We start from the raw sequence: 17,605 nt of genomic DNA, 5'->3' as shown, positions 1-17,605 counted from the left end.
GCGTCTATGTTTAGGCGCTTTTTTTATGGGCGCTGATGTTGGTAGAACCATGAAAAAAGAAAAGGAAAGCAAAGTTACCTTAACCGAGGTAGCAAAACGAGCGGGTGTCTCTCCAAGTACTGTTTCTCGTTACTTAAATCGAACCAGCTTCATTGCTAAAGATAAAGTGCGTGCTATCGAAGAAGCGATGTTTGAGTCTGGGTTCAAGAGTAAACCTCGAAAATCGCAACCTATTACCAAGCGCAGTATGTCGATTGGGGTTGTCGCTGCATCATTTGATAGTCCACATATCGCAAGAATATTAAAGGGCATGGACAGTACTGTGCTCAACCACTCATACCAGATCATTGTTGAAACGAGCCATTGGAATAAAGCCCGCGAAACTGAAATCCTCAAACAGTTTAAGCAGCGAAATGCCGATGCTATTGTGTTAATTGGTAGCTACCTCAATGATGCTGAAGTAAAAACGATCCTTGGCAAAACGCCGGTGTTACTACTGGGAAGTCCGGTCTATCTAGCTCCTACAGATAGCATTACCGGTATTCCTCAAGTCTTAGTCGATAATGAGCTTGGTGGGTACTTAGCGACCAATCATTTGATTCAGTTAGGTCACACCAGAATCCTTCATCTTCGCGGAGCCATCGGTAATAACGATTCTGACGAGCGGGTAGTCGGGTATAAACGCAGTTTGGAAAAAGCGGGAATCGAAGTGCTGGATGAGTTGATTGTTGAAGGTGAATTTAAGTCAGAGCAGTCGCTTGAAGTGGTTAAAGAGACAATAGAGCAAGGGATTGAGTTTACGGCTATCTTCGCGTCTAATGATGAAAGCGCTTATGGAGCAATTCAGGCATTACATCAAAAAGGCTATTCTGTTCCGGATGACATTTCACTCATAGGTTTTGATGATCTGCCATTTTCCAGCTACCTAATTCCACAACTCACCACGGTTAAACAGCCACTCGAAATCATGGGATCTATTGCGATACGTTATGCTCTTGATTTGATTAGTGGAATTAAGCCAAACTACCAAGTCCCTCCTGTGGAGGTAATTGTCCGAAATAGTACACAAAGGAATGCGGTGAAATCGGCCATATGAAAGAGAAAAAAGCCACCATATACGACGTTGCTAGAAAAGCTGGCGTTTCGCCAAGCACCGTCTCACGTTATTTAAATCGAACGACCTTCATCGCTAAAGACAAAGTCGACACCATCGAAAAGGCTATCTTTGACCTTGGTTTTAAACCTAAAGGTCGTAAAGCCCAGCCTAAGACAAAGCGGAACATGAAGATCGGTGTTGTTGCACCTTCATTTGATACCCCTTATGTAAGCCGCATCCTATATGGCATGGATCGTAGAATGCGTAACCACAGTTACGATATTATTATCGAAACCACGAACTGGGAACAAAGCCGTGAACGTCACGAGCTTCAAGATCTGGTTTCACGGCAAGTGGATGGCATTATAGTTGTCGGTGGTGATTTGGCAGAAGAAGATATCGCAGCACTAACAGGGAAGATCCCGACATTATTGATGTGTCGTAGAGGTAAAGGAATTTTGCCTCTCATAAACGTTGATAATGAAATGGGGGGATATCTTGCCACTAACCATTTGGTTCAGCTAGGTCATAAGAAAATCATGCATTTGACGGGACCAAGTGGCAATATTGATTCTGAGAACCGTATTGCTGGTTATTTGCGCTCGCTGAAAAATGCAGGGTTAGTGGCAGAACCCGGTATGGTTATCGACGGTCACTTTGAATCAAGAAATGCTTTCCAAAACCTTACGACTGCATTAAAGGGCGGTGCCAAGCCCACTGCAATATTTGCAGCTAATGATCATAGTGCGTTTGGCGTAATTCAAGCATTGCATCAGTATGGTTTACGAGTCCCTGACGATGTTTCGGTAATTGGTTTTGATGACCTTCCTATTGATGAATACTACATTCCTCGTCTAACTACAGTACGCCAACCATTTGCAGAAATGGGTGAGATCGGTGTCAGATATCTACTCGATCTTATCAGTGGCAATAAACCAAATTACGACATCCCCCCTGTGCAAGTTATCATTCGAGACAGCACTCAAGCACACAGTTAATTGGTGCGCCCTTAGTGGATCTGGGCGCATTTTCGTTACCTTCTAAACGTTACTATTGTCCTTTTAGTTATTAAATGAAAATATATTTTTTTGAGAACTTGATCGATGAAGTAAATTTTTATTAATGCAAAAGTAAACTAGGCTGTATGACATGCTAGTGACCATTTTGCGTCACTCAGTTTTTTATTCAGGCCTACTTTGTTGTGATTCAGAGCGTTGTCGAGTCGTTGTCGCAAAGTAACACTATGAGTTAGTTTGGATTTAGACAGAAGGGAACAAATATGGTTTTTAGGAAAAACCGACAAGCAGTTTGGCTCGTTATGGCAATAGGTACCGCTCCGCTGGCAAACGCAGAGCTGTTTGATTACATGGCAACAACGGACCCCGTCAAAGATCAGCCAAGTGAACAAGGCTGGATTGCAGATCATAGCCAAAGTGGTAGTGGTGCGCTATCAACAGTAGATGGGGTAACAGCATGGGTCGCTCAAGGTGAAGGCGGACGAGCACAGTGGAAAACGGTGTTATCTGACGCGTTAAAGAGTCAAGCAACGAACTACGGCTGGAGGTTATCGACTGAAATGCGCGTGGTTAGTGGTGGCATGATCACCAACTATTACGCCGATGGCAGTCAGCGTGTGTTGCCAATATTATCCATAAACAGTGCTGGTGAGCTGGTGGTGGAGTTTGAAGGTCGAAGTGGTACTACTGTACTGGCGACAGGCGCGGCGGCAACGGACTACCATAAGTACGAATTGGTCTTTCACCCGGGGGATAACCCTAATGCGAGCTTTTACTTCGATGGACAGCTAATTCTCGATCAGATATCTCCTTCACCAACGTCACAAAATATGTTGGTGTGGGGTAACGGCTCAACCTATACCGATGGTGTCTCAGCATACAAGAATATAGAGTTCGAAGTGCAAGGCGATGTGATTTTCAACGGCCCCGATCGCATACCATCTCTAGTTGCGAGCACAGAAACACCCGGTGTGGTGACAGCCTTTGCAGAGAAACGAGTGGGGGGAGGTGACCCAGGTTCAACCGCCAACACCAATGATATTATTACTCGCGTCTCTACCGACTCAGGGGTGACATGGAATACTGAATTGAACTTAACCGAGCAGATCAACGCTAACGACGACTATGATTTCTCTGATCCTCGTCCTATTTACGATTCAGCGTCTGACAGTGTTATTGTTTCTTATGTCCGTTGGCCGACTGACGCCGCGCAGAATGGCGATAAGATCAAGTCATGGATGCCAAGCGGGGTCTTCTACAGTACCTACGATATCGCTACTTCAAATTGGCTGGCTCCGGTGGATGTGACTCATCAAGTGAAGGAGCACAGCTATCAAATTGCAGGTTGGGGAGGTTCAGAGCTCTACAGTAAATCAGCCATTCTAAACAGTAATCAGGACTGGCAGTTGAATGCCACACTACGAATCTTTGACGGTGCTGCTAACCGAATACAGGCGGCAGATGGAGCTCGTACTTTTGTGGTGACGTTTGCTGTAGACCCGTCAGGACAGCTTACCGCGCAATTAAATGGTGAGTCTTCGCCTGTTGTTGTCGCGCTAAGTAGTGGTGATGTGTATGGTTTTCATCAATACCAAATTGCCTATTCAGCCCTGAGTAATCAAGCGTCTCTATTGGTCGATGGCAATACTCTGGCTAGTTGGTCAGGTGAAACGTCGAGTAGCAATCTTGTGGAGTTTGGTAACGCAGACAGCAGTGTTGATGGCCGAATTCATCTACAGGATATCGCTCTTGAGCAATCAGGCGTGACCTTGGTTAGCCTAGATGCGGCTTATTTAGCTCAACAAGATCCAGCGAGTACCACGACTGACCTAGAACAATTAGGTTGGAGTAAACAGAAGTCCGGCAATACCATGAGCTTTTACGGACACGCCAGTGTGAACCCTGGGCCTGGTCACGGGATCCAGCTTGAACGACAGCAAGCGATTGCTGGTAGTCATAATGGACGCCTAATATATCCCGCTATTACACTAGACCGATACTTCTTAAACGTCATGTCTGTGTACAGTGACGACGGTGGTCAAAACTGGCAAACAGGGGCAAGCTTACCGCTTCCTTATCGTTGGAAGAGTGCGAGCAGTTTGGAAACGCTTGAGCCGAGTGAATCGGATCTTGTTGAACTAGATAATGGTCATTTGCTCTTAACTGCACGCCTTGATTTTAACAAGACCGTAAGTGGTGTTAATTACGGTCCGCGTCAACAGTTCTTGAGTGAAGATGGCGGTAAAACATGGGCTATGCTCAGCGGTAACAATGCCGATGTTTTCCCAGGTATAAGCTCTGGAACCGTCGACGCTTCAATTACTCGCTTCGAAGAAGCGGATGGTAGTCGATATCTGCTGTTCACCAATCCCCAAGGTAGTCCGTCTGGAGCGAGCAATCGTCAAGACTTAGGTTTATGGTTTAGTTTTGACGAGGGCAACAGCTGGAAAGGTCCAATTCAATTGGTCGAAGGTGCATCGGCTTATTCAGATATTTATCAACTTGATGCTGAAACAGCAATTGTGATTGTCGAAACCAATAGTTCCAATATGCGTATACTGCGAGTGCCTGTCACTTTGCTAAAACAAAAGGCGTTGGCGCTGCCTTAAAAAGCGCGCAAACAAAAGCCAGACGAGTTGTCTGGCTTTTTTCTTTTTGGTTATTCGCTTAGTGATTTACCTTGGGTTTTAATCACTTCTTGATACCAATGGAAGCTTTTTTTACGCTTACGTTCTAGTGTGCCGTTGCCGTCATCATGACGGTCGACATAAATGAAACCGTAACGCTTACTCATTTCTGCGGTGGAGTTCGCTACAAGATCGATAGGACCCCAACTAGTAAATCCCATTAATTCAACACCATCTTCAATCGCTTCTCTCGCTTGTACTAAATGGTCATTTAGGTATTTGATGCGGTAGTCATCTTCAATGTTGCCATTCGCATCAATTTCGTCTCTTGCTCCTAAACCATTTTCTACAATAAACAACGGCTTTTGGTATCGGTCGTGCAGGAAGTTAAGCAAAACGCGCAGTCCTTTCGGATCGATCAACCAACCCCACTGGCTTTTCTCCAGATATGGGTTCGGTACACTGTCAACGATGTTACCTACTTCTTTTTGCTTTGGATCGGCACTTGCACAGCCGCTGGCGTAATAGCTAAACGAAATGAAGTCGACTGACGCTTGTGCGATGGTCTCTAAATCTCCGTCGTGAATATCGAGTTCAATTTGGTTTTCACGGAAGTAACGCAACATGTAGCCTGGGTATTGACCACGAGTTTGTACATCTCCGAAGAAGAGCCATTTGTTATTTTCGTGCATCGCTGCGATCACGTCATCAGGGTTGCACGTGTACGGGTAGTTTAACGCGCCTAACAGCATGTTACCAATCTTGCCATCTGGAACGATCTTTTGGCACAGTTTTACCGCTTTGGCATTGGCGACCAACTGATGATGGATAGCCTGATAGATTTCTTGTTCTGTAGCATCTTCTTGCAAACCTACACCGGTAAAAGGTGCGTGCAATGACATGTTGATTTCGTTGAATGTCAGCCACAGTTTTACTTTGTCTTTGTAACGTTCAAACACTGTTGTAACGTAACGTTCAAACATCTCAATCAGTTTTCGATTACCCCAGCCGCCGTAGTTTTCTACTAACGCGTAAGGCATCTCGTAGTGAGACAAGGTCACGAATGGTGTCATGTTGTACTTCGCTAACTCATCAAATAGACGGTCGTAATAAGCGAGTCCCGCTTCGTTTGGCTGTGTGTCGTCACCATTTGGAAAAATGCGAGTCCAAGCGATAGAAAGTCTCAAGCAGTTAAAGCCCATCTCATCAAAAAGCGCAATGTCTTCTGGATAACGGTTGTAGAAGTCGATAGCAAGATCTTTGATACCAGGAGTACGTTCATCGCGAGTTTGATGAGGACTCAAAATGCCTGAAGGCAGCATGTCTGAGGTCGAGAGTCCTTTGCCATCAAGGTTATAAGAACCTTCAACTTGGTTGGCAGCAATTGCACCACCCCACAGAAAGTTATCCGGAAATTGAGTCATATGAAACCTCTAAGCTTATTTGCTTTATTGATTTGGATTTGTCGCTAATGAGCTTGCTGCAAGCAACAATCTGTAAGTAAAACTACTATAGACCTAGTATTGATTAATATGAGGAATGAAAAAAGAGTGAATGTTTTTGTATAATCTTCCTTAATATGTGTTTATTAGCGAATTTTAGTGCTAAATAGAGGTCGCGGGATTTAAATGAGGAAGAAAATGTATCGTAATTTTCCTGATTGTGCTTCGAAATCAGCACGCTTCTGTAGTTGAGGGATGAAATGAAAGACCAACGCGCACTGCATTATTATGAACGTTTACTGCCTCTAGGAACCAAATGTGATGTGTTTATTTCTCTGTCTGAGGTGGCAGAAAAACTATGTACTACGACTCGTCACAGCCGCACCTTGTTGCAAGAGCTTCAACAGCGACAATGGCTTACCTGGCAGCCCAAAGTCGGGCGAAATCAGCGTTCGGTAATACACCTTGCTTTTGAACGTGCCGAAATTCGCCAAGTATTAGCTCGAGTGCAGATTGAAGCTGGATACTATGAAAATGCGATGACGTTCCTCGAAGATGACCAACAGCAGTTTGCCGCTTTACTGCGCCAAACTTCAGGCGCGATCGTTCGTGAAGATCAGCTGCATATTCAACTAACGTATCAACGCGTATTCGATGAACTGTTGCCTCACACTCCATTGAGAAACAGCGAGCGATTCTTAGTAAGGCAGGTTTATGCTTGTTTGACAGGGTGTGACAAAGAAGGGCAGTTGACCCCTCAGCTCTCTCACGCGTGGACCAGCAATGAAGACGCTACCATTTGGCGCTTTTATATTCGCCCGCAACTTAAATTTCATTCCGGTGAGGTTATCACCGCCGCACTCATCAAAGAGCTATTTGAGCAATTGCGCGGGCTTCCAGAATACCGTGAAGAACTGTCGCATGTGATGGCTATCTTCTTTACAAAGCAAAGTGTGACGTTTGAACTTAGTAGTCCAGATCTAGGCTTTGCAGCATTGCTCTCTGACTTGCGCTATTCTATTCAACCTCCTAAGCAAATCAGTTCCCCCATAGTAGCAACCATAGACGGTTCTGGAGCTTTCCAAGTCGTTGAGCAATCGGACGAGCGTTTAAGGTTACAAGCGAACGACTTTTATTTTGGTCTGCGTTCTTTGACCGACACTGTGACGATTTGGCAATTAGCCAATACACCAAGTGAACGTATTCAGTTAGGTCATTATGATCAGCCTAATCTTCTAGATCGGCCTGACTATTTAATAGAAAACCGCAGTGATGTTCAGGAAAGTACCCAGACCAGAATCGAAAATGGTTGCCTGTATATGTTGTTCAATACAGCCAGTCAGCAACAGTTAACCCTCGCACAGCGGCGTTGGTTGGCGAGTGTGCTCTCACCTGAAACGATATTACAGCATGATCAATTGTCAGAACTGTTAATGGCGTCGATTCCAGCTCACAACTTTCTACCTAGTTGGACACAGATTAAACCTTGTCAACCAGAGCCGGCATCGCTTCCAAGTTGTCTAGATATAGCAGTCTACGACCATCTGGTAATAAAAGATTGTGCTCAGGTGATGAAACATACTTTGAATCAAATGGGTATAGACTGCACCATCAATGTCTACTCGTTAGAAGAAATGCATAAGTTGTCGCAACACCGTCAGCTCAGTGAGCCTTTAGTGATTGCCAGTTTTAATGTAGATGACAACTTGCCGATTTCTGTGTATCGATGGTTGATGTCAGATTCTATCTTACACCAAGGTTTATCGGACGATGCATCTGCGTGGCTAAGGGCAGAAATGATCAGCCTTCGTGAAAGTAGCCAAGTAACTCAGTATTTAGCGAAGCTAGAGTCTATTGCCACAACGATGCATTATCAGAACTGGCTCACGCCGCTGTTTCACCACAGACAGACACTGCGTTGGAAAGGAGTGTTGCAGGGAGTATCCATTACGGATTGGTCGTGGCCAGATTTTAGAAATGTTTGGATAGAAGATGAGTTAGAGCAATAGAGAAGATGTCATGGAGCTTATAAAAAGAGAGTGCTCCATGACGTATTCGTTATTTCAGAGGATCATTGTCAGGTAAGGCACTGTGGAGCCAAATGGCGAGTCGTTTTTTGATGTGAGGTCCATCTTCTTTGTCTTCCGGGAGAGGGACTATTTGTTTCACTTCTACGAGAAAGTGATAGAGAGCTTTTGCTTTCGTTGCTGGTGTCGCTGATTGATCCTGAATGGGATATCCCTGCATTGCTGCCATTTTGCAGCCAACTTCCAATGCCTTTTTGAATAACTTGTCTTCGTTCTCAAGTTTGGTTGTTTTTGACATCTGTTTACCTCGTACACTGATAACTGTGCTGTTCTGCGATTAGAATTTACCGCCGTTGACCCACTCATGCTTTGGTGGAACAGGCTCTTCATTGATCCAAATTTCGACTATTTTCGCATTACTCACTCTGAATATCTCAAAGCGCGCATACTCTTGTTTTTGATGGATTACGCGACTGTACGCCACCACCGTATCACCCTGTCCGATGATTTTAAATACTTGGTTGTAAGCGCCGATGAGTTTTGATGGGTGAACCACGTTCGAGGAGGCATGAATAGGAATATCGTCAAAGGTGATGTAGTTGTCTATTGATTCCGTTTGACCAAGAACCATTACATCACAAAGAAAGCGACGTACTAGTTCTTTGTTGGACTCGGTGTGCTCTAAATCAGTGATTTCAGTTGGCCCACTGATCTGGTCGAGTTGGTCATCCGGACTATTTTGATAGGCAGAAATGACGTCCCAATGCTCAACTATCTTGTCGTGTTGGTCGGTGTCGAAAAGGTCAGTTGTGAGCCAATAAGCTTCGCCGTTATTGATATCTTGATAAGCTTGAACAAAAACATATTGTCCGTCGACAACAGAGCGAATGATCTGGATATCTCTGACTCGACAGCGTTCAATGAATGGCTCAAAAAACTCCACGAAACCCTCAATTCCATTTCGGACACCAGTACTGTGCTGGGTATAACGAATTCCTGTATATTTGGTCACAGCTTCTCTTACGTGACCATCGCGAATTCCTTCCATATATAGATTGGTGGCATTTTCCAGCTTCTTGCTCATATCTAACCCCGTCAATAAAGTGTCATTGTTAGAGTATTAAGCGTAGTTGAATCTTATTTAATGAGGAGAGAAACAAAAAGCCTCGCGTTACCGAGAGGCTAGGATAAGACTATTGTCCTTTAATGGTCTTCTTCAAATTTTGCATGAAGGTTTTGAAGTGTGGCATAAAGTCAGAGAATAGCGGATGCTTACGATCTTGCATCATCAAAGGACCCAATAGACGGATACTGACTCCAAGACGAGTCGCCGCTTGCTCATCCAGTCCACTCGACTGCTTCATTTTTTCGACAATGGCAAACATATCTTCTCTATCCTCGATTTCAAACGTCATGGTTTGAAGCTCGCGTTCCGCTTTAGTATTAGTTTCTTCGATAGTGATTCGATAAGTGTTGTGTTTACTATTGAGTGAATTCATAGTGCGCTCCTGTAGGGGGGATTATTTTTCTAAAGTCTAGCTTTTTAAGAAGGTTTCGATTTTAGGTTTCACTGTCATTGACATAACGACCATGATCGTTAGGCCAACAGGTAGTGCGGCAATAAAGCCTTTGAACCATTCATTGGTGAATACCGTCATATCAGCAAATCCAATGTTGTTGGCTGCGGTAACCAAAGCCAATAGCGATTCCATCACGACCGCCATACTTATCCCAACGATAAGGTTGCGAAATGTTGCGCTTTTTGACGGTAGCAGTCGATTAGCTAGCTTAGTAAGTAAAGTCATCATCACCATCCCGAAAGGCATCATTACGATAGCGGCTAGGGCAAATGAAGATAACCAATCGCTGTAAAAGGTTTCACCTAAGCCGACATTCATGTAAGTCATCACACCTGTTAGAGTTCCTCCAATCATTGTCATCAAACTGACAATGACAAGCACCTTATATAGGATAGGGGTGCTTGCATCATTAGTGACAGGGGAAGCAGTCATTGTTTGTGTCGTCATTTAGGTTCTCCGGTCTTGAAATTGCGTAGAATTAAGTTGATAATGTCAACTATAAATATGATGGTTGATAATGTCAACTATATTTTTAAGGATCACTATGTCTGAAAACACCTCACTTGAATCAATTTTCCGCCTCGTCCATACGCTGAAGCGTCAAATGAGTGAACAAATTGAAAGCCTTGATTGCGATGTTGCGCCGATGCATATCAGAGTAATGAAGATCATTACTAAGCGAGCACCTTGTACATCAATTGATATTGCGAACCTGCTAAGTAGAGATAAAGCGCAGGTTACAAGGCTTATTAATACGTTGATTTCAGAAGGGTTGTTGGAGAAAGCACCAAACCCTGAAGACAAGCGAAGCCACTTCCTGATATTGACGCCCGCAGGTGAAACCATCATGAGTAAAGTGGCTGAGATTGATAAAGCGATGTTGCTTCAAATGACGGCGGGTATTGATAAGCAAGACTTGGCCAAGTTTGCTGCCGTTGCGGACGCGATGACGGATAACCTAACAAACTAGCGTAGCAGTCCTGATAGTGTGGGTTACCTAAACGGTCCGCAATATAGGAAAAATTGGAAAATTGCTGCAATCTGATTAGAATGCGCGGTTCAATTTGATCGTTAACCAGAGCAACTTACTATGCTTCGTGATTACACCTTTAACTGCCTTGTGACCATGCCTCGTCATGAACTGGAAGAATTCAGCCTTCGAATGATTAGCCGAATGGTGCCAGAAGATGTTATGAGTGAGCTGTTTACCTTTGAACAAGAAGAAGTGGACAGCGAAGAGCGCATGATGTCGGCCCGTCTTGACGCAACGTTGCGAATGACGGCAATTGCTCTGAGCGAGATTCAACAGGCATTTGATGATTCTGAAAATGCAAAACAGAACAGTGAGCGAATGACACGACTTGTTTTGTGGCATTTCTATGCCATCTCATTCAATTTAGAGCAGGCAATTACCCTAGAGGTGCACTGTGAACAGGTCGAAAAACTGCTGATTGATCCGCCACAAGATGCGTTTGGCTGGGTCAAAATACTCACTGAGCTGCTGCACACGTACGCGAAGATAAACGCTGAACAGAATCCGCAACAAGACGCCGAATAATTGCTGGCATTTAGAGTTTAGTTATATATGAATTGAGAAGGTGGTCGCGCCTTCTCAATGCATAGCTAGGTAGAGCTATCGCTCAGAGCCGAATGATTACCTAGCTAAAAACTGACTGTTTTGTCCGCCATTAATACCCAATTTGCCAAATCATCCATTGTGGCGAGTTCACAGCCTTCAATAACATCAAGTCCTGATAATCCACGCGCCTGAATACAAGAGCCGCAGAATTTGACCTCACTATCTTGGGCAATCACTATCTCTAGCATTTGTTGTATGTTGTAGCCTTCGTTCGGGGATTGTCTTGGTAAGACTGCAGTGACAGCATCGGAAAGCAAAAATAGATTCACCTTAACGTTCTGACTGTCTTGCTCATTGAGTTGAATGGCGAGTCGCAAGGCATTAAAGAGCTTCTCGGAACCATAAGGTGCATCATTGACGATAATCAGGACCTGCTGCATTTGAATTTTCCCTCTCGCAAAAAATAACCGTAAGAAGGGTAACATTACCCCATAAATTAAAGGGTTAATGGGATCACGTTATAGGTTCTGTTCGCAAGCTTAGACTGCCACTGTCTTAATATAGTCTCGAGGTGATAAACCAAATTTTCCTTTGAAGCGTTGGCTGAATCGACCCTCGGATTGATATCCACACGATTGGGCTAATAGTGCGACGTTATAAGAGCCGTTTTGGATTAAAAACAGAGCATGGTTTAAACGCACTTCTGCCAGCACTTCTCGATACTGTGTACCTTCTTGTTTTAACCGACGAATCAGAGTAGCACGACTCATAGCGAAATGTTGTGCGACGGTTTCTAGGGCATGTTCTTCGCTTGGTGAGTAGGAAAGATAGCGACTCAGTTTTTGACTAAATCGAGCCTCTGAGTCAGAGAACAACTGATGCAACGCGCCGCATTCCGCTAATTGTTGGTAAAGCCCCATCACCCAGAAAGTCTGGGTTGCGTTACTCATGTGGTGTTGTTCAAATGAAAACAAAGCATTGAGTATGTCTTGTAAGGCGTTTGTCGCCTCTAAGAGTGGTAGGTCGTCTTCTTGGCTACGGTTTCTGCTTGTCTCTAACATGGATTGTGTCGGTAAGCAGTGGAAACTGAATACTCTGGAAAGAAATCGTCCTTTTTGTGGTAGGTTTTCAAAGCTGAGTGATGCAGAGGCTTCGCAAAGCAGCAATTGAGAGTGCGACACATCCATGGCATTGTCTTTCCAAAAAAGTCGCTTACTGCCAGAAATGATTTGAATAATACTAGGGGAATGAATCCGCACATTTCTGAGTCGTTGAAGTTGTTCGGCTCGAAATAACGTTACTTGGTATGGATGGTTCATCATTCCCCCTTGAATAAGTTAGCGTGTATAAGTAGCAGTCAGTTTTGCTTTGCCTATCGCCATATTATTAAGCGTAAAGCCGATAACCGCAGATGGTGTGTCCTGATTAAGATCGAGTTTCTCTGTTGGCAACGCCCAGACGGTAAATTGGTAACGATGCATACCATCGGCCTTCGGTGGGCAAGCACCACCAAATCCAACACTACCATAATCGATTCGAGATTCTTGCCCCCCTAGTTTTTTGATGTCCACACCTCGCGGTAACTCGGTCACAGAAGCTGGAATATTAAAGGCGACCCAATGCCAGAAACCACTGCCGGTTGGGGCATCTGGGTCATAGGCGGTGATTGCAAAGCTCTTTGTTCCCTCTGGAACGTCGCTCCATGTTAGTTGCGGTGACTGATTGCCACCATCACAACCCCAACTGTTATATTCAAAAGTTTTAGCCATTGGATGGCCTTCTTGAATATCATTGCTTTTTAATTCAAAGGCGTGTGCTGATCCCATGGCTAACAGGCTTAGCGCTAATACTGACGGAGTAAATACTTTCATTGTGGTGTCCTTTTGTGTGAGTTCGAAGCTAAGTGTATTCCTTCATTCACACTTCAGGTTATCAAAAAGTGTCAAAGTTAACGGTAATTAATAATTTTATGATACTTAATGATAAAGGCAAACACCTCAATAGAGGTTTAAATGAATTGGGGTGCCACTTTTGTTGTATAGGAAAGATATTGTTGTAGTAGGAAGACCCCTAACTCTGAACGGTGACTAGATATTGACGCGCACCAAAAACAGCACGAATAACGTTTCTATGGCATAATCCTGCGCCATCAAAGTACGCTTTTTATTATCTGACAAACCAAGTAGAACCCTATCAATGACAACAGAATCTACCGTCATTATCGGATTACACAATCCGAAGAGCCCAACGAATGTCGGTGCCGTAATGCGAGCAGCAGGGTGCTATAACGCAACCCAAGTTCGTTATAACGGAACCCGTTATAGCCGAGCTGTGAGATTTCAAACGGACACGCAAAACACCCATGAACGGATTGAGCTGGTTGAGATGAATGACTTAACGGCTGACGTCGCAGATAACGTTTCAGTTGTTTGTGTCGAGTTCGCCGTCGGCGCGACGTCGCTTCCTTCATTTAATCATCCAGACAATGCCGTTTATGTATTTGGCCCTGAAGATGGCTCATTACCACAAGAACTAGTAGATAAAGCCGACCATGTGGTTTATGTGCCTACCCATGGCTGCATGAATCTTGCGGCAACCGTCAATGTTGTCTTGTATGACCGTTTGGCCAAGTCGTTAGGACCGATCGACGATCATCAACAAGTTATTAGCAATCGAGATAATAAGAATCGTCTAAAGGTGAAAACAGTCGCCGTGTGACGACTTCAAGACCTCAAATAGTTGAGTAAAGCCCACTTTCTAAGGTGGGCTTTGTTTTCACTAATCCTATGTGAAAAACAATTACCTTCCAATCTGTTAGCTTAGGTGTTATACATATATATAACACCATTTCAGTCAAGGGGCGCTAATGACGCATTGGCATGATCGTCAACCGATTTTCCGTCAGTTGGCTGATCAAATTACTCAACAAATACTCCAAGGTATATGGCAAGAAGGCGAGCCGTTACCGTCAGTTCGTAATGTCTCTGCAGACATGAAGATTAACCATTTAACGGTAATGAAAGGTTATCAGTTGTTGGTAGATGAAGGGCTAGTAGCAAAGAAGCGTGGCCAAGGCATGTTTGTGGCGATAGGGGCTAAAAACAAATTACTGGCTGATGAAAAAGCCCGTTTTCTTGAACAGCAAATCCCTCAAATTGCTGTAACTTTGCAGCGTCTGGATATGTCATTAGACGAGTTTGTCCAGCAAATTAAACCCCATATTAAAGGTGACCAATGAGCGCTTTAGTCAGTGTGCAAAATGCATCCAAGCAATATAGTAAGCAAGGTGAAGGCTTGCACGATATCAGTTTTGAGTTACAGGCTGGTCAGGTACTAGGTTTGCTTGGACACAACGGTGCAGGTAAATCGACACTCATTAACGCCTTACTCGGCGCACACGATTACAACGGAACCATCCGTATCAATGGATTCGAACCGATAACTCAGCGTGACAAGATCATGCAAAGCTTGTCGTACATTTCGGATGTTAATGTGCTTCCTGGGTGGATGACCGTGGCGCAGTTATTGGATTACACCGAAGGGGTGCACACAGGGTTTGACCGCAGTAAAGCGGATGAACTACTGCGCCAAACTGACATCAAACCACGTGCTCGAATCAAAGCTTTGTCTAAAGGTATGAAAGTGCAATTGCACCTAGCGGTAGTCATTGCGACCAATACCCAAATACTGATTTTAGATGAACCAACATTAGGACTCGACTTGGTTTATCGAGATACTTTCTACCGCCACCTTCTAGAGTGGTTCCATGATGGTGATCGAGTACTAATTATCGCCAGCCACGAGGTGAGTGAAATCGAGCATCTACTTACCGATGTGTTGATTCTTAAACAAGGGCGTACAGTGCTACAAAGCTCAATGGAAGCCATCAGCGAAGATTACTTCATTCTGGATGCTAGCGATGAATATCGCGCTGAAATTGAAGCGATGAAGCCGCTCTCTTCTCAGAAAGGACTGGGCAGCACCAAGTGGTTGCTGCACTCACACTATTCAGAACAGGCAGAAACGCTAGGGGCGGTATACGGCGTGAAATTGGCAGACTTATTTTTGGCTTTGCAAAAGGAGGCGGTGTAATGCGTTCTATTATGGCAATGCTACGTAAAGAGTGGATAGAGAACCCGCTTGTAACGCGAGTTCCGTTATTCCTATTTGCTTGTGGTTTACTTTTGTTTATTAGCTTAATGAGCAGTTCGACCTTGCAGCACAATATGTTCTTTCACATGAACTTTAGTGGTGACGTGAGTGACATCCATAAAGAAATGGCTAACGACGTCAACATGCTGATTGCAGGTGGTGCGGGGCTTTTATCAATACTGCTGGGTACTCAGTATTTTCCACGAACACTGCGTAAAGAACGTACTGAAGGCAGCATTATGTTTTGGCGTAGTATGCCAGTCAGTGATGTGAAAACGCACCTAGTTAAGTTAGCTTTTGGATTGCTAGTGATTCCACTGGTGTGTTCAATATTGGTGTTTTTTGCCGATTTTCTGTTGTGGTTGCTCAATACTTCAACCGATCATCAATTGGCATTGTTACATAAACAGTCTTCTTTACTAGCAGTTATGTTTAGTTGGGTAGGCTTCTACTTGAGAATGGTGATAGCCGGTGTACTCTTGCTCCCATTGGCCCTTAGCGCTATGGCAATATCGCAAAAAGTAAACTCTCCATTATTGATTATGCTTATTGCAATCTATGTACTGCGATGGATGCCGATAGCCATGTTTGGATTTTACGGTGTCGACCAGTTCTTTTCGGACATTTTCTATCTGCCATTACATGCGATCTTGGCACCAAATCCGTTGAGTGCGATTCCAGCCGCCGGTTGGATGAATGTTAGTGTGTACGCAATTATCGGGTTCGCTGCTTGGACATTGAGTTTGAGGTTTAGTAAAACCGTTAGCTAATCGATATCACTCTAACTGACAGCCGTCTCCTGCTTGAACAAGGGACGGCTGTTTTGTATTGAGGTTAAATAGATTGTCCAGCCATCACAATGGCAACAACTCCTAAGCTTGCTCCAAGGCCGCGGTTGACCCACAAGAAGTATTTAGGCGATGTCAGTAGCTTATTGAGTGCTGAACCACAGTATGCCCAAATGCACATAGACGACACTCCAATTGCAATGAAAATAGCCATAATCACCGCGTCATCCGATAGAACTCTGTTTTGACCAGGCAGAAACTGCGTCAGTAGAGTTAAAGACGCAACCCAAGCCTTGGGGTTCAGAATTTGAACCAGCGTACCACTGAAAAAGCCAGTTTGTTTGTCCGTCTCACTATCGCTCAGTTTGAGGGTTGAAATCGACCAAGCGAGATAAAGTAGGTAACAGGTCCCTAGTACTTTTAGCGCTGTGTATAACATTGGTTCGGAGTTCAAAAGGTTAGTCAGTCCGAGACTTGAGCCAACAAGAATAATCGAGACGCCTAAAGCACTGCCTGCGATAAAAGGTAACACAGCAACAAAGCCATACCGACTCGACAAACTAAGTAGCGCGATATTACCAGCGCCAGGTGCTATCGATATAGAAAATGAAAAAACGATAAACGCAAAGAGCAATTGTGCACTCATAAAATCCCCTGATAGTGTAATGTTGCAGTCACTATTTAGCTTATCGAAACCACTAGAAATAGAATTGCCATTTACGTTAATATCGAACTCATATTGAGCAGGAAATTTCCAAATTAACTATGAATAAGAAAGAAAGCGCTACATATGAGTTGGATGATATAGATATTGCCATACTGAGGATCATTCAACGTGAAGGTCGAATTAGTAATAATAAACTTGCTGAACGAGTGAATTTGAGTGAAACGCCATGTTGGAGGCGTTGGAAACGACTTGAAGAAGCGGGTTATATCGACAACTACACAACGGTTCTCAATCGACAGAAACTCAACCTACAAGTGTCAGGCTTTACATTGGTAACGCTAGGTAATCACGATGTTGAAAGTACAGAACCGTTTGAAGAATTTGTGGGTTTGGTAGAGTGGGTGGTTATGTGTAGCTGCATTGCTGGCAGCGCCGATTACATTGTCCAAATAGTTGCCCAAAGCCTTGAGCAATACTACGACAGGCTTAGCGAGTTGCGACGTGTCAAAGGTGTCACGGCGCTACAGTCGAATATGTCGATAAAAGAAATAAAGAGTACCTCCCACTTACCGATTGGCTGAACACGAGCAATTTCAGCTCAAACGTTGACCACTGTCACTTAATTTCTAGA

The 17,605-nt window shown here is 44.1% G+C and carries 20 protein-coding genes; 11 read left to right on the top strand and 9 right to left on the bottom strand.

The window, feature by feature from the left end:
• The first annotated feature begins 49 nt into the window (after positions 1–49).
• The 3 genes from L2W36_RS24805 (at position 50) to L2W36_RS24795 (ending at position 4,721) form a co-directional block, all read left to right on the top strand.
• Complete coding sequence (locus L2W36_RS24805) at positions 50–1,096, top strand: substrate-binding domain-containing protein (RefSeq protein WP_038221737.1); 1,047 nt, start codon at positions 50–52, stop codon at positions 1,094–1,096.
• A complete protein-coding gene (locus L2W36_RS24800) occupies positions 1,093–2,094 on the top strand; it encodes a LacI family DNA-binding transcriptional regulator (protein ID WP_006069483.1) in 1,002 nt (333 codons plus the stop codon). The genes L2W36_RS24805 and L2W36_RS24800 overlap by 4 nt, the downstream gene beginning before the upstream one ends.
• Positions 2,095–2,375: 281 nt before the next feature.
• Positions 2,376–4,721 (top strand): exo-alpha-sialidase, encoded by a 2,346-nt coding sequence (locus L2W36_RS24795; RefSeq protein ID WP_236111844.1) that lies wholly within the window; start codon positions 2,376–2,378, stop codon positions 4,719–4,721.
• Between the two features lie 50 nt (positions 4,722–4,771).
• Here L2W36_RS24795 and L2W36_RS24790 read toward each other — a convergent pair whose 3' ends face one another.
• Positions 4,772–6,163, bottom strand: coding sequence for a glycoside hydrolase family 1 protein (locus L2W36_RS24790; RefSeq protein WP_236111843.1), 1,392 nt, complete (start codon positions 6,161–6,163; stop codon positions 4,772–4,774).
• A 278-nt stretch (positions 6,164–6,441) separates the two neighbouring features.
• Between L2W36_RS24790 and L2W36_RS24785 the strand changes: the two genes are divergently transcribed.
• Positions 6,442–8,190, top strand: a complete 1,749-nt coding sequence (locus L2W36_RS24785; protein WP_236111842.1) for an SgrR family transcriptional regulator — start codon at positions 6,442–6,444, stop codon at positions 8,188–8,190.
• A 49-nt stretch (positions 8,191–8,239) separates the two neighbouring features.
• On the opposite strand, the gene L2W36_RS24780 is transcribed toward L2W36_RS24785, so the two are convergent.
• The 4 genes from L2W36_RS24780 to L2W36_RS24765 form a co-directional block, all read right to left on the bottom strand.
• Positions 8,240–8,506: a DUF5062 family protein gene (locus tag L2W36_RS24780; protein WP_031494115.1), complete on the bottom strand. Its 267-nt coding sequence runs from the start codon at positions 8,504–8,506 to the stop codon at positions 8,240–8,242.
• A gap of 39 nt (positions 8,507–8,545) precedes the next feature.
• The gene (locus L2W36_RS24775; RefSeq protein ID WP_236111841.1) at positions 8,546–9,292 is read right to left on the bottom strand and encodes a nuclear transport factor 2 family protein; all 747 of its coding nucleotides are present in this window, start codon (positions 9,290–9,292) and stop codon (positions 8,546–8,548) included.
• A 109-nt stretch (positions 9,293–9,401) separates the two neighbouring features.
• A complete protein-coding gene (locus tag L2W36_RS24770) occupies positions 9,402–9,707 on the bottom strand; it encodes a DUF3861 domain-containing protein (protein WP_006069489.1) in 306 nt (101 codons plus the stop codon).
• A 36-nt stretch (positions 9,708–9,743) separates the two neighbouring features.
• A complete protein-coding gene (locus tag L2W36_RS24765; protein ID WP_236111840.1) occupies positions 9,744–10,235 on the bottom strand; it encodes a DUF2798 domain-containing protein in 492 nt (163 codons plus the stop codon).
• 97 nt (positions 10,236–10,332) lie between these two features.
• On the opposite strand from L2W36_RS24765, the gene L2W36_RS24760 reads away from it, so the two are divergent.
• The gene (locus L2W36_RS24760) at positions 10,333–10,758 is read left to right on the top strand and encodes a MarR family winged helix-turn-helix transcriptional regulator (RefSeq protein WP_006069491.1); all 426 of its coding nucleotides are present in this window, start codon (positions 10,333–10,335) and stop codon (positions 10,756–10,758) included.
• A 120-nt stretch (positions 10,759–10,878) separates the two neighbouring features.
• Positions 10,879–11,346 (top strand): hypothetical protein, encoded by a 468-nt coding sequence (locus L2W36_RS24755; RefSeq protein ID WP_006069492.1) that lies wholly within the window; start codon positions 10,879–10,881, stop codon positions 11,344–11,346.
• A gap of 104 nt (positions 11,347–11,450) precedes the next feature.
• On the opposite strand, the gene L2W36_RS24750 is transcribed toward L2W36_RS24755, so the two are convergent.
• From L2W36_RS24750 to L2W36_RS24740, 3 genes are all read right to left on the bottom strand, one after another.
• On the bottom strand, positions 11,451–11,807 hold the full coding sequence (locus L2W36_RS24750) for a DsrE/DsrF/TusD sulfur relay family protein (RefSeq protein WP_038227068.1): 357 nt from the start codon (positions 11,805–11,807) through the stop codon (positions 11,451–11,453).
• 99 nt (positions 11,808–11,906) lie between these two features.
• Positions 11,907–12,686: a helix-turn-helix transcriptional regulator gene (locus L2W36_RS24745; protein ID WP_236111860.1), complete on the bottom strand. Its 780-nt coding sequence runs from the start codon at positions 12,684–12,686 to the stop codon at positions 11,907–11,909.
• Between the two features lie 18 nt (positions 12,687–12,704).
• On the bottom strand, positions 12,705–13,238 hold the full coding sequence (locus L2W36_RS24740) for a YbhB/YbcL family Raf kinase inhibitor-like protein (RefSeq protein WP_006069495.1): 534 nt from the start codon (positions 13,236–13,238) through the stop codon (positions 12,705–12,707).
• 325 nt (positions 13,239–13,563) lie between these two features.
• On the opposite strand from L2W36_RS24740, the gene L2W36_RS24735 reads away from it, so the two are divergent.
• The 4 genes from L2W36_RS24735 (at position 13,564) to L2W36_RS24720 (ending at position 16,289) form a co-directional block, all read left to right on the top strand.
• Positions 13,564–14,085 (top strand): RNA methyltransferase, encoded by a 522-nt coding sequence (locus L2W36_RS24735; protein WP_006069496.1) that lies wholly within the window; start codon positions 13,564–13,566, stop codon positions 14,083–14,085.
• Between the two features lie 148 nt (positions 14,086–14,233).
• Complete coding sequence (locus tag L2W36_RS24730) at positions 14,234–14,605, top strand: GntR family transcriptional regulator (RefSeq protein ID WP_236111839.1); 372 nt, start codon at positions 14,234–14,236, stop codon at positions 14,603–14,605.
• Positions 14,602–15,459, top strand: coding sequence for an ABC transporter ATP-binding protein (locus L2W36_RS24725; protein ID WP_236111838.1), 858 nt, complete (start codon positions 14,602–14,604; stop codon positions 15,457–15,459). Before L2W36_RS24730 ends, L2W36_RS24725 begins: the two co-directional genes overlap by 4 nt.
• Positions 15,459–16,289: a hypothetical protein gene (locus tag L2W36_RS24720; protein WP_062462224.1), complete on the top strand. Its 831-nt coding sequence runs from the start codon at positions 15,459–15,461 to the stop codon at positions 16,287–16,289. Before L2W36_RS24725 ends, L2W36_RS24720 begins: the two co-directional genes overlap by 1 nt.
• Before the next feature lie 64 nt (positions 16,290–16,353).
• Here L2W36_RS24720 and L2W36_RS24715 read toward each other — a convergent pair whose 3' ends face one another.
• Positions 16,354–16,953 (bottom strand): LysE family translocator, encoded by a 600-nt coding sequence (locus tag L2W36_RS24715; RefSeq protein WP_062462227.1) that lies wholly within the window; start codon positions 16,951–16,953, stop codon positions 16,354–16,356.
• A 119-nt stretch (positions 16,954–17,072) separates the two neighbouring features.
• Here L2W36_RS24715 and L2W36_RS24710 point away from each other — a divergent pair, with 119 nt between their 5' ends.
• Positions 17,073–17,555 (top strand): Lrp/AsnC family transcriptional regulator, encoded by a 483-nt coding sequence (locus L2W36_RS24710; RefSeq protein WP_031494763.1) that lies wholly within the window; start codon positions 17,073–17,075, stop codon positions 17,553–17,555.
• Positions 17,556–17,605: the final 50 nt, after the last annotated feature.

The organism is Vibrio sp. McD22-P3, from assembly GCF_021568915.1.
Lineage (GTDB): Bacteria > Pseudomonadota > Gammaproteobacteria > Enterobacterales > Vibrionaceae > Vibrio > Vibrio mediterranei.
This window is presented reverse-complemented; position numbering and strand designations above follow the sequence as displayed.

What these genes read in the sequence shown, in the direction of transcription:
- L2W36_RS24805 (WP_038221737.1), top strand. Translation starts at nt 50, where the DNA reads ATGAAAAAAGAAAAGGAAAGCAAAGTTACCTTAACCGAGGTAGCAAAA.
- L2W36_RS24800 (WP_006069483.1), top strand. Translation starts at nt 1,093, where the DNA reads ATGAAAGAGAAAAAAGCCACCATATACGACGTTGCTAGAAAAGCTGGC.
- L2W36_RS24795 (WP_236111844.1), top strand. Translation starts at nt 2,376, where the DNA reads ATGGTTTTTAGGAAAAACCGACAAGCAGTTTGGCTCGTTATGGCAATA.
- L2W36_RS24790 (WP_236111843.1), bottom strand. Translation starts at nt 6,163, where the DNA reads ATGACTCAATTTCCGGATAACTTTCTGTGGGGTGGTGCAATTGCTGCC.
- L2W36_RS24785 (WP_236111842.1), top strand. Translation starts at nt 6,442, where the DNA reads ATGAAAGACCAACGCGCACTGCATTATTATGAACGTTTACTGCCTCTA.
- L2W36_RS24780 (WP_031494115.1), bottom strand. Translation starts at nt 8,506, where the DNA reads ATGTCAAAAACAACCAAACTTGAGAACGAAGACAAGTTATTCAAAAAG.
- L2W36_RS24775 (WP_236111841.1), bottom strand. Translation starts at nt 9,292, where the DNA reads ATGAGCAAGAAGCTGGAAAATGCCACCAATCTATATATGGAAGGAATT.
- L2W36_RS24770 (WP_006069489.1), bottom strand. Translation starts at nt 9,707, where the DNA reads ATGAATTCACTCAATAGTAAACACAACACTTATCGAATCACTATCGAA.
- L2W36_RS24765 (WP_236111840.1), bottom strand. Translation starts at nt 10,235, where the DNA reads ATGACGACACAAACAATGACTGCTTCCCCTGTCACTAATGATGCAAGC.
- L2W36_RS24760 (WP_006069491.1), top strand. Translation starts at nt 10,333, where the DNA reads ATGTCTGAAAACACCTCACTTGAATCAATTTTCCGCCTCGTCCATACG.
- L2W36_RS24755 (WP_006069492.1), top strand. Translation starts at nt 10,879, where the DNA reads ATGCTTCGTGATTACACCTTTAACTGCCTTGTGACCATGCCTCGTCAT.
- L2W36_RS24750 (WP_038227068.1), bottom strand. Translation starts at nt 11,807, where the DNA reads ATGCAGCAGGTCCTGATTATCGTCAATGATGCACCTTATGGTTCCGAG.
- L2W36_RS24745 (WP_236111860.1), bottom strand. Translation starts at nt 12,686, where the DNA reads ATGAACCATCCATACCAAGTAACGTTATTTCGAGCCGAACAACTTCAA.
- L2W36_RS24740 (WP_006069495.1), bottom strand. Translation starts at nt 13,238, where the DNA reads ATGAAAGTATTTACTCCGTCAGTATTAGCGCTAAGCCTGTTAGCCATG.
- L2W36_RS24735 (WP_006069496.1), top strand. Translation starts at nt 13,564, where the DNA reads ATGACAACAGAATCTACCGTCATTATCGGATTACACAATCCGAAGAGC.
- L2W36_RS24730 (WP_236111839.1), top strand. Translation starts at nt 14,234, where the DNA reads ATGACGCATTGGCATGATCGTCAACCGATTTTCCGTCAGTTGGCTGAT.
- L2W36_RS24725 (WP_236111838.1), top strand. Translation starts at nt 14,602, where the DNA reads ATGAGCGCTTTAGTCAGTGTGCAAAATGCATCCAAGCAATATAGTAAG.
- L2W36_RS24720 (WP_062462224.1), top strand. Translation starts at nt 15,459, where the DNA reads ATGCGTTCTATTATGGCAATGCTACGTAAAGAGTGGATAGAGAACCCG.
- L2W36_RS24715 (WP_062462227.1), bottom strand. Translation starts at nt 16,953, where the DNA reads ATGAGTGCACAATTGCTCTTTGCGTTTATCGTTTTTTCATTTTCTATA.
- L2W36_RS24710 (WP_031494763.1), top strand. Translation starts at nt 17,073, where the DNA reads ATGAATAAGAAAGAAAGCGCTACATATGAGTTGGATGATATAGATATT.